The 10,671-nt window shown below is 62.3% G+C and carries 13 protein-coding genes; 1 reads left to right on the top strand and 12 read right to left on the bottom strand.

Going from position 1 to position 10,671, the window contains the following annotated elements; translation table 11 throughout:
• Positions 1–150: 150 nt before the first annotated feature.
• The 11 genes from RYL44_RS02810 to RYL44_RS02860 all read right to left on the bottom strand — a co-directional run bounded on the left by RYL44_RS02810 (position 151) and on the right by RYL44_RS02860 (position 7,646).
• Positions 151–378 carry a hypothetical protein gene (locus tag RYL44_RS02810; RefSeq protein ID WP_314975028.1) on the bottom strand — a complete coding sequence of 76 codons (228 nt, stop codon included), beginning with the start codon at positions 376–378 and terminating at the stop codon, positions 151–153.
• A gap of 69 nt (positions 379–447) precedes the next feature.
• On the bottom strand, positions 448–1,395 hold the full coding sequence (locus tag RYL44_RS02815) for a zinc ribbon domain-containing protein (protein WP_314975029.1): 948 nt from the start codon (positions 1,393–1,395) through the stop codon (positions 448–450).
• Positions 1,396–1,705: 310 nt separating this feature from the next.
• Complete coding sequence (locus RYL44_RS02820; protein WP_314975030.1) at positions 1,706–1,897, bottom strand: hypothetical protein; 192 nt, start codon at positions 1,895–1,897, stop codon at positions 1,706–1,708.
• Positions 1,898–1,978: 81 nt separating this feature from the next.
• On the bottom strand, positions 1,979–2,974 hold the full coding sequence (gene thiL, locus RYL44_RS02825) for a thiamine-phosphate kinase (protein WP_314975031.1): 996 nt from the start codon (positions 2,972–2,974) through the stop codon (positions 1,979–1,981).
• A 48-nt stretch (positions 2,975–3,022) separates the two neighbouring features.
• Complete coding sequence (locus RYL44_RS02830; RefSeq protein WP_314975032.1) at positions 3,023–3,871, bottom strand: TrmH family RNA methyltransferase; 849 nt, start codon at positions 3,869–3,871, stop codon at positions 3,023–3,025.
• A gap of 3 nt (positions 3,872–3,874) precedes the next feature.
• Entirely contained in the window at positions 3,875–4,255 is a 381-nt protein-coding gene (rplT, locus tag RYL44_RS02835; RefSeq protein WP_073983479.1) for a 50S ribosomal protein L20, read from the bottom strand.
• A gap of 27 nt (positions 4,256–4,282) precedes the next feature.
• On the bottom strand, positions 4,283–4,477 hold the full coding sequence (gene rpmI / locus RYL44_RS02840) for a 50S ribosomal protein L35 (protein ID WP_005871559.1): 195 nt from the start codon (positions 4,475–4,477) through the stop codon (positions 4,283–4,285).
• A 36-nt stretch (positions 4,478–4,513) separates the two neighbouring features.
• Complete coding sequence (infC, locus tag RYL44_RS02845) at positions 4,514–5,227, bottom strand: translation initiation factor IF-3 (RefSeq protein ID WP_276739688.1); 714 nt, start codon at positions 5,225–5,227, stop codon at positions 4,514–4,516.
• 294 nt (positions 5,228–5,521) lie between these two features.
• Positions 5,522–6,280, bottom strand: a complete 759-nt coding sequence (locus RYL44_RS02850) for an SseB family protein (RefSeq protein WP_314975033.1) — start codon at positions 6,278–6,280, stop codon at positions 5,522–5,524.
• Positions 6,280–7,002, bottom strand: a complete 723-nt coding sequence (locus RYL44_RS02855) for a HisA/HisF-related TIM barrel protein (protein ID WP_314804688.1) — start codon at positions 7,000–7,002, stop codon at positions 6,280–6,282. Before RYL44_RS02855 ends, RYL44_RS02850 begins: the two co-directional genes overlap by 1 nt.
• The gene (locus tag RYL44_RS02860) at positions 6,999–7,646 is read right to left on the bottom strand and encodes a hypothetical protein (protein WP_073983476.1); all 648 of its coding nucleotides are present in this window, start codon (positions 7,644–7,646) and stop codon (positions 6,999–7,001) included. Before RYL44_RS02860 ends, RYL44_RS02855 begins: the two co-directional genes overlap by 4 nt.
• Before the next feature lie 94 nt (positions 7,647–7,740).
• Between RYL44_RS02860 and RYL44_RS02865 the strand changes: the two genes are divergently transcribed.
• Entirely contained in the window at positions 7,741–8,004 is a 264-nt protein-coding gene (locus RYL44_RS02865) for an RNA-binding S4 domain-containing protein (RefSeq protein ID WP_314768720.1), read from the top strand.
• A gap of 28 nt (positions 8,005–8,032) precedes the next feature.
• Here RYL44_RS02865 and dnaE read toward each other — a convergent pair.
• Positions 8,033–10,671, bottom strand: a 2,639-nt coding sequence (gene dnaE, locus RYL44_RS02870; RefSeq protein WP_314975034.1) for a DNA polymerase III subunit alpha, incomplete at its 5' end; no start/stop codon positions are given.

Here is a 10,671-nt window from a genome sequence, read left to right on the forward strand (position 1 = left end):
ATCGGGCGACAAACGAGGCGATACCGACCACCGGTCAAAAAGACGTGCCTATGATCACACGCCAGTGGGAAAGAGTCAAAGCCGGGTCACAAAGCGGATACGAGACATTCCCCGACCGTCACACGATCGGGGAATGTCAGAGCGTCAAACCTATTCTACCTCGTACCTCAGCCAGAACTGAGGCTTACCAGCAGAATCGACCACCATCTTTCCGTTTTCGTCAAACTTCAACGTCGCGTACACAGTTGACTTCAGGGTGTAGATCGGAGTCCCGGCCCCCTGTTGCACCTTAAAGAAGGCGTAATCGTGGAACTCGGATGGTTCGTCATCCCACTGTTTCGCAGTGGACGGCATCTGCTTAACCTCAAGAATGGTCAAATCTGTCCGCTGCAGCCCGAAGGGACACACCGTATCGAGATTCTCCGGAGGCGTGGCGCACGACGTGGTCTACGCGACCATCGCGTCGACCGCAGCTGCAAGCAACGAATCACTGTATGATGTATCGACCGTCACATACCGAAGCGGGTCGGCACCGAACTTGTACTCGTCTCTCGCGGCCTTGAAGATGACCGGGTCGGCTTCGATATAATCCCCCGGGTCGGCGGCACTCACCGTGTAGACTCCTGGATACAGCATGTAGATCGGGGACGTGTATGGGAAATAATTGTCATCACTGACGGGCGCCGTCACGCCGCCGATGCTAAACGTCGACACATTCTTAATCCTGACGGCGATGGGAACGACTAGGGCGTTTTGGATCGTCCAGTTCTTGATGATTCCCAGTGTCGGTTTGCTTTCTTGGACTTCAAAGGGGAAGGTAAAATGGACATCGCCGACCGTCACTGTGGCGTTTACGGTGTGTTTCTTCGATGTGCGCCCCTCATCCCTGTCAACGACATCTTCGACCTGCAGCAGCGAGGTTGCCGAGGCCATGACCTCGTCCGTTAAAAAGACGCGTTCATCGTTGGCCACACCTGGATCAACCATCGCTGTGGCAGCGCTGGCGTTCCCTTGTGCGAGGTAGTCCAGGTAACGGCGCACCTGCGCTTCGGGTGTACGCATTGAGTTCGCAAGGACGAAGCTGCCAACTGCTACCACCGCGAGTACAACGAGGAACAGGGCAGCGAAAAAGATGGGGTTGACGCGCTTGCGAGGACGCTGCGAGACCGCAGTGACTAAGGGCTGAACTCCCCCAGTCATCGCCGGTGCCATCGCAATCGGTTCGCCCATCGGAAACTGGCCCTGTCCAGGGGTGTGTGTATAAGCCGACAGCGGGGCGGACATGCCCGGCGCACTCGATGACAACGTCGGCGGATCGGGGACGGGATCGCCATCCATGCCAATAGCTATCGGACGGATCGCGCTCCCGGTCGAATCATCACTTGCAGCATTCATTGCTCGCTCCTCACGGCGTCCGTCGGCGATGTCTCGGGTAATCCACCAGAGACTTCCTCGACAAGCGATTACCACAACGGGGTAACTAGTAACACAGCCATATGCCCCAGTCAACGTTAATCAGTTACGACTATGACAAGTTATATTGCCATGGTCGGGCAGAAAGACTGAGAGCCATCGACCGATCGGTGATCGAGATGGCGAGCACTCCGCGTCAACGCTTAAGCCACAGCCGTGTGTCTGTGGCCTCGGACCAGAAGGAGACGCGATCGACGATCGCCCCCTATCGCTAGGTCACCACATCGTGGTGTCACCCCTGTGCACCCTCCTCATGGGTGACGACCGGCAGCCCCTTGGTCGGCGGCACCGCAGAGTCACCGCGCAGACACGGGAGAGACAAGCCGGCGGTGGCCGGAACTTCCTCAGAGGTTTCAGCGAGCTTACGCGCAAGGCGCGACATCGGACGGGACGAGGCCTGGGTCCCCTCAGTCGACGCGGTCATCGTGACGTTCTCCATTCGTTGGTAGCTGTACCGCCACGCCTCCCGGACAACCCGGAGACACCATCAGCGGTCCACATCACATCAGTGTACGGAATCGGAGGAGAAATGGTCCCACGCCCCGCGCAGGATCTCCCCATCGAACATTGCACAGGATTCCTCGCCTGACTCGCATGCGCGGGTTTGGCCAACCACTCGAAATCCCTCCGGTAGTCGTACATCCGGCGGGAAAGCAGCAATCATGCCGTGTTCCTCTCCTCCCTGGAGTACCCACTTCACGGGATCGGCTCGGCAGATAAGAGCCGGCGCCTGCAACCGCCAGGCCTCGCGCTCGATCGCGGGCCGGTCGAATTCGATCACGACGCCCGAGGCCTTCGCAATGCGCGCGGCGTCGGCAGCGGGTCCATCCGACAGATCCATCATGGCTCGTGCCCCCGCGCTCGCAGCTGCAACACCGGAGCCAAGAGGAGGATCGGGCGCACGGTAGGTACGCACGAAGGGTTCAAGCTCACCCAACTGGCCAACGCCCCGGGCGCGAGGATCGACATGCCCACCCGCGAGCAAGTCCAGGCCCGCGTAAGAGAAACCAAGCGTGCCGCTGACGGCAATCACATCACCAGGTAGAGCGCCGTCGCGGCGCACGACCGGACCCGGGCAGTACCCGAAGGCAGTCACGGAGATCGTGAGCTTCTCCCCCGCGCTCAGATCCCCTCCCACGACGCCCGCGCCGACCTGGCGCGCCCGATCCCCCAAGCCTCGAACAACGTCGAGGAACACGTCCGCATCCATCTGCCGAGGAGCCACGACCGAGGCCACGAGACCCGTCGGCCTGCCGCCCATCGCATCAATGTCCGCCAGATTCTGAGCAGCGACACGCGCTCCAACTTCGTAACCAGTGGACCACGACAGGTGGAAGTGCTGATCCTCCACCATGACATCCGTCGTCACGATGAATGACTCCTCGGGCGCCGCGATCTGCGCGCAGTCGTCACCGATACCGATAAGGGTGCGCTCACCGACAGGAAAATAATCGCGGAAGTAGGAGACTAATTGTGCCTCGGACAGGTCGGCTAACTTCATGTCATCCAGACTAGTCTCGCGCGCCACAGTGCGCCGTGATGACGACACTCAGAGCGCCATTCCTCGCACTGTCTGAGATGCGAAAAGGCACACTGTCGCCGCGCTCGCGACGTTGAGCGATTCAGCGTCACCACTCATCGGAATCGAGACAAGGGCATCGCACAGGCGCATCTGCGCCCCCGACAACCCCTTCGCCTCGTTGCCGAACACCCACGCGTGGGACTGCGAGAGACGCGAGCGTGTGGAGACGCCCTGCACGAGCATCTGCGCCAAGTCGACGGATCCGGCACCGCCGCTGGTCCCCAGCAGGGCGGCACCGCGGCCGTGCACGAGGAAGCGAACCTCCTCAAAAGATGGAACGACGCACACGGGAACATGGAACACCGAGCCAGCGCTGGCGCGCACGACCTTCGGGTTCGTCGCTTCCACTGTGCCCGCAACAGTAATGACACCCGAGGCTCCAAAAGCGTCAGCCGTGCGAATGATCGTGCCGACGTTGCCGGGGTCACGTCCCTGGGCGAGCACAACGAGTGTCTCCCCCACGCTCGGCTCCGGCAGTTCACGCACGAGGGCGTCAAGGGACGCCACCGCGCACACACCCTGCGAATCACGCGAGAGCACCGCCGAGACCTCGTTCGTGACGGGGTGCACCCAACGAGTCGCGCACCGCGCCGCCTCCACGACGTCAGCGTGGGTGTCCCACGCATCCTCACGCACGTACACGTCACGGATAGCGCCGGGACGGAAACGCGCGAGTTCACGCACGGCCTGAGGCCCCTCCACGAGCATCAGGCCCGAACGCAAACGCGCCGAGCGCCCGACCAGACCCGACACCCTGCGCACGCGGTCGGCGCGGGGATTATCGAGAAGGGTCAGGCGCTCGGGAAAAGAACTCACCAATCAGGCCTTGGGGGCGTTGACGTCGGCGGGCAGCGCGTCCTTGGCGACCTTCACCAGCGCGTTGAACGCGTTAAGGTCGTTCACGGCCAGCTCGGCCAGCATACGGCGATCAACCTCAACGCCAGCCAAGTTCAGGCCCTGGATGAGGCGGTTGTAGGTCAGCCCCTGGGCGCGGGACGCGGCGTTGATGCGCTGGATCCACAGGCGGCGGAAGTCACCCTTCTTGGCCTTGCGGTCGCGGTAGGAGTAGACGAAGGAGTGAGTGACCTGCTCCTTGGCCTTACGGTACATGCGCGAGCGCTGGCCACGGTAGCCGGAGGCCTGTTCGAGTACAGTACGACGCTTCTTCTTGGCGTTGACAGAACGCTTAACACGTGCCATTTTCTATTGTTCTCCTCTAACTCGAACTCACTTGCCCAGCAGACGCTTGACGCGCTTAACGTCGGCGGTCTCCAGGACCTGGTCGGTCGCCAGGCGGCGGGTCTTGCGGCTGGACTTGTGCTCCAGCAGGTGGCGGGCGCCGGCCTGCTCACGCATGATCTTGCCCGAGCCAGTCGTGCGGAAGCGCTTCTTAGCACCGGAATGAGTCTTGTTCTTCGGCATTTCTATTCCTTCGTTGTGAGGCGATTACTATCGCCGTCAGTCCTGTTCGGCAGCTTTGTCGGCTGCCACTCGGGCCTGGTCCTTACTGGCGCGCTCCGCGCGCTTGCCCCGGCGCTCAGCACGCTCGGCTTCGCGGCGCTTGCGCTGCTCAGTCAGGGCGTCGGCCTTACGCTTGGTGGGAGCCAGCACCATCGTCATGTTGCGCCCGTCCTGACGGGGCATCGACTCGACGGTAGCGAGCTCACCGATCTCCTCGGCGAGACGCTGTAGGAGGCGAACGCCGGCCTCGGGACGAGACTGCTCTCGACCGCGGAACATGATCATGACCTTGACCTTGTCGCCGGCAGACAGGAAGCGCTCTACGTGGCCCTTCTTGACGCCGAAGTCATGATCGTCGATCTTGAGTCGGAAGCGGATTTCCTTTAGCTGCGTGTTCGCCTGATTACGGCGAGCATCACGCGCCTTCTGGGCGGCCTCGTACTTGTACTTGCCGTAATCCATGAGCTTTGCGACGGGCGGTTTAGCGTTCGGCGCAACCTCAACCAGGTCAAGCCCGGCCTCTTCGGCCAGACGCAGCGCATCCTCAACTCGGACGACGCCTACCTGTTCACCTCCGGGTCCCACAAGGCGAACCTCGGGGACTCGAATACGCTCATTGATGCGAGTCTCGCTGATGAGCGGCTCCTTCCACAGAATCCTTATGCGCGCAGCGAAAAGCCTCCGATACGCGACGCGTACGGAGGCTTCCAAGGAGTCAACACACACGCGTGTCGACCGCCAAACCCGATCCCCTGCGCTTCGCCCTGCGGGCGACATCCTCTCAGGCGAGAGGCGGGTATCCAGGTGGGATTTCTCCGCTTGCGTTCCGGGCGTTCGCCCAGACGGTCAAACCCACATTACCAGAATCAACAGGAACACGCCATATCGGAAAGCATTGCCCTCCTCACTCACGATGACACGCTGATCGGGCCGAGACAAACTGGTCCCCGAGCGCGCTGGACACATCGACAACCGGCGCCCAGGGCAGGTCAACCATCGGCGTGTTCAGCGCAGCACGGGTGCAATCTCGACGCGGTCTGCCGAGGCAATCAGACGTGGACTGGCCCCGATCTGGGACAGCGCCTGGGAAAGCGCAGCCTTCATCGCCGAGGCATCTGCCCCATCCGCATAGGAGTCGCGGTCCACGGATACGACGACACGTATCAAGCCGTCGCCCGCATAGACGACCGACAGATCGACGATTGCGGGACAAACTGCGCCGGCCTCAGCCACGAGTTGGTCGCGCAAGGCCGTATCACGCCACGCGGGCAACCACGTGTCGCCCTGCGCGAGGGCCGCGACGGCCGGGCGCGGCAACACTACGGCGTCGGTACCCGGGTTCATGACGATGCGCCCACTGGTCTCGACCAGTGCCGTCAAGCAGATCGTGCGAACACTCAAGGCCATCGGACGGTCACCGGGGCGATGTGCGGACAGAGCCTGCGCCGATGAATAGATCGCAAGCGCCTCACCCGCGGGAGTGAGTACGCGCACGAAGTCGGTGGGAGCATGCTCATTGTCGCCCGCATGAACTCCCGTCACACGAGGATCTGGTTCAACATCAACGGGGACGATGACGCGCTCGACTGCAAGCGCATCCACAAGGGCCTGAAGTCGCGCGGCTCCGCCGTCAGCGCCCCGCCCCAACGCGAGTGCGCGAGTCGTGCAGGGCAGCCCCTGACCCACGTCGGCACGGTCGGGACTCATCATCGACAGGCGCCTGGCCAAACGATTCTTTTGCTCCTCGGACAGACGGGCACCCATCACCGCTCCTCATGACCGGCAACCACCATCGCATCGGCCAGCGTGAAGGCGCCCCGGTAGAGCGCTTTACCGACGATCGCACCCTCAATATCGAGGCCGCGCAACGCCTCAATGTCAGCGAGTGAGTTAATACCGCCCGAAGCAATGACTCGCGCGTTCGTCGAGCCAGCAATGCGGGCAACCAGCTCCAGATTCGAGCCGTTCATCTGCCCATCACGCATCACGTCAGTCACGACCAGGCGAGCCACCCCAACCTCGTTCAGGAGACGCAGCACCCCCCAGACGTTTGCCCCCTCGCCGTCACCTCCGCGCGCAGCCAGCCGATCGCCGCGCACATCCAGGCAAACAGCGACGCGCTCACCGAAACACTCGATCGCCTCACACACCGCGTCGATGTTACGAAGTGCCTGCGTGGCAATATTGACGCGCGCGGGTCCCATCTCCAATCCGGCTTCGATCGCCGCTCGACTGGTGATACCTCCCGACAGCTCAACCGCGACTGGAACATCACTGATAACCCGGGCAAGAAGCTCAGCATTATCACCGCGACCGAACGCCAGATCAAGGTCCACCAGGTGCACCCAACGCGCCCCCGCCTCGTAAAAAGAACGGGCGACATCGAGGGGACTACCCCACGAGCCGCAATCCACCGATCCGCCAGACAGGCGCACCGCCTGCCCGCCCGTCACATCGACGGCTGGCAGCAGTTCAAGAACGCTCATGAGGACTTGCGACGGAACCAACCGAAGGGACCGCCCCCCCTGCGCGTCCCATCGGCACTCACCGAATCCGAGTAGTCGCACGGCGTCGTACGCCCAAGCAAGAGATCCTCAGTGGCCGCCGGCATCGCCCCGAGGAGCAGCCCCGCAGGAATCGCTTCCTCCGGCTCACCGCCCACGTAACGCTGCGCAGAAATACGGCCAGACACACCCGGCTCAACGCCATCGCCCTCCACGAGCCAACTCATGAGGGCAACCGACCCGTACTTGGACAGGCGCGACACGGCCCGCGCGACACGATCAACCGCATCCGGCATCGGACGCTGGCCCGTCAGGAGAGCATCAAGCTCCTCCTCGTCCGTCGGGGTCGTCTCAACACGCAGCCACACAGCAGTCCAAGGTTTGAGACGCACGATAGATTCGCGGATGCCCGACAACGCCAACAGCGAGTGCAAGGCCTCGGGGTACGCAATGGGCGCGAGCACCAGCGCGACCGACAGGCGCCCCCCCTCCAGGTGCAGCGACTCGTCAACAGGCGTATCGTCCAGGTCACGCGCAGGCAGAGACGAAGCCGACGGCACGGTCTCCCCCAGCGATGCGACCAGCGACTGGAACTCCGCATCAATATCGTCGTTGTGAGCGCTCACCGCTCCTCCTTATTGTCTGTCTTCGACACCAAGGATACTGTTCAAACGCGCGCTCGCGCTCCACACAGCCTCCACCAGCGAAAGGACACCTCCGATGATGACCCCTACGATCCCCGTGCGCGGGCAAATTAAGCTCGGCCAATTCGTCAAACTTGCCTCCCTCGCGGAAGACGGCGCGCAGGCCCGCGCACTCATTCAGGACGGGGACGTGAGCGTCAACGGCGTGCGAGAAACGCGCCGAGGCCACCACCTAAGCGCAGGCGACCTGGTCGAGGTCGACGCGCCTTGGGGCCGGGCAGCAGCCATCGTCGGATCCGCCTCATCAGACACCAACAACGCCGCATTCCCCCACCCATGAGCGATAGGTACATCACAGGGAAACGCACCTAGGCGCTAGTAACCACCCCACCTGCGCCCACAACCGCCTTGATATGGCTGAAGAAAGCACTGGTTTGTTCAACACGCAGCTTCGGGTCCAGTTCGACGACAGTGACGCGCCCTGGCTCCGTCAGGTGCAGACGCACCGGTGAACCTCCCGGGAAAGATTCAAGGACGCCGCGCAAGTCCGTGAGGAGTTCAGGCGTGCAGCGTGCAGCCGACAAACGCAGGTCCAGAGGCTGGTCAGCCCCGCCCGACAGATCGAGAAGGGTCATCGACTGGCCATAGATGGTCATGCCCTCCTCACGCACGTTCACCTTGCCCTCGATCTGGACAATGATGTCCTGAGCCAGGTAAGTCTGAATCGACTCATAGGAGCGCGGGAAAAAGAGAACATCCACCGAGCCCGACAGATCCTCGATCGTCGCAATCGCCCACGCGTTACCCTGCTTCGTCACCTTCGTGGTCACCCCCGACACCAGGCCGGCGATCTTCACGACGCGATCAGCCATCGCCTCTTCCGAACCCACGACCTGCGCGATCTCATAGTCCTGGTGGCGAGCCAACGCAGCCTCCACCCCACGCAGCGGATGATCAGAGACGTATAGGCCCAGCATCTCACGTTCAGCGGCCAGCTTCGTCTTACGATCGAACTCGGGCAGATCGGGAATATCGATCGTGAGGCCCGACCCTGAATCTTCTTCCTCCCCAAGCGAGCCGAAAAGGTCGAACTGCCCGATCGCCTCGTTGCGCTTGACGTCGATGATCGCGTCCACTGCCTCGTCGCAGCGAGCCAGGAGAGCGCGGCGCGTGTGCCCCATCGAGTCGAAGGCGCCTGCACGGATCAGGGACTGGATCGTGCGCTTGTTGCACACCACCTGCGGGACCTTATCCAGGAAGTCCTGGAACGAGGAGAAGCGCCCCTTCTCGGTGCGGGTCGAAACGATCGCTTCGACGACTGGGCCGCCCACGTTCTGGATGGCATTCAGGCCAAAGCGAATCGCTTCTCCATCAGGGGCGAAGTTACCCATCGACGCATTCACGTCCGGGGGCAGGACCGTAATGTCCATGTGGCGGCACTCCGCCAGATAGAGGGCACGACGATCCTTGTTGTCCTTCGTCGAAGTCAGCAAAGCCGCCATGTACTCGGTCGGATAGTTCGCTTTGAGGAACGCCGTCCAGTAAGAGACAAGGCCGTAGGCCGCCGAGTGAGCCTTGTTGAAGGCGTAGGCAGAGAAAGGCACGACGACGTCCCACAGGGCCTTGATCGACTCCTCGGAGTAGCCGTTGTCGACCATGCCCTGACGGAAGCCCTTGAACTGCTGGTCCAGGACCTCCTTCTTCTTCTTCCCCATCGCCTTACGCAGGATGTCCGCCTGGCCCAGCGAGTACCCGGCCAGCTTCTGGGCGATCTGCATGACCTGCTCCTGATACACGATCAGGCCGAAGGTCGTGCCCAGAATGTCTTTGAGCGGTTCTTCCAGCTCCGGGTGGATGGGCGTAATCTCCTGACGTCCGTTCTTACGCAGCGCGTAGTTCGTGTGCGAGTTCGCGCCCATGGGACCCGGGCGGTACAGGGCGCCGACGGCGGAGATGTCTTCGAAGTTGTCGGGCTTCATGAGCTTGAGGAGGTCGCGCATGCCACCACCATCGAGCTGGAAGACGCCCAGGGTCTCGCCGCGTCCCAGCAGCTCATACGTCTTCTTATCGTCGAAGGCCAGGTGATCGAGGTCCGGGTCCGGCTTGCCGTTAAGCGCAATGTTCTGAAGCGCATCCGACACGACCGTGAGGTTACGCAGGCCCAGGAAGTCCATCTTGAGCAGACCCAGCGTCTCACACGTCGGATAGTCGAACTGCGTGATGATCGCGCCGTCCTGCGGGCGCTTCATGATCGGAATGATGTCGGTAAGCGTATGGGAACTCATGATGACCGCACACGCATGCACGCCCCACTGGCGGGTGAGTCCCTCCAGGCCGAGCGCATACTGGACGACCTCGTGCGTGTCCGGGTTCTCCTCGTAGAACTTACGGAACTCCGAGGCCTCGGCGTAGCGCTTGTCCTTCTCGTCGAAGATGCCGTGGACCGTGATGTCCTTGCCCATAATCGCGGGGGGCAGCGCCTTGGTCAGCTGCTCGCCGACCTTGAAGTCCTTGCCGAGGATGCGCGCGGAGTCCTTCAGGGCCTGCTTGGTCTTAATCGTGCCGTAGGTGACGACCTGGCTGATGCGGTCCTCACCGTACTTGCGCTTGACGTAGGCGATGACCTCGTCGCGCCTACGTTCGTCGAAGTCGACGTCGAAGTCGGGCATCGAGATTCGCTCGGGGTTAAGGAATCGCTCGAAGATCAGGCCGTGGTCGAGGGGGTTGAGCTCGGTGATCTTCATGGCGTAGGCGACCATCGACCCCGCGCCCGAGCCACGACCGGGTCCCACGCGGATGCCCTGGGACTTCGCCCAGTTGATGTAGTCGGCGACGGTGAGGAAGTAGCCGGGGAATCCCATCGAAATAATGACGTCTTCCTCGTACTGGGCCTGCTTGCGCACGTCGTCGGGGATGCCGTTCGGGAAGCGATCGCGCAGGCCTCGCTCAACCTCCTTGATGAACCACGAGGTCTTGTCTTCGCCCTCGGGCACCGGGAAGTCGGGCA

It is taken from the genome of Actinomyces bouchesdurhonensis (genome assembly GCF_963540955.1).
GTDB classification, from domain to species: Bacteria; Actinomycetota; Actinomycetes; order Actinomycetales; family Actinomycetaceae; genus Pauljensenia; species Pauljensenia bouchesdurhonensis.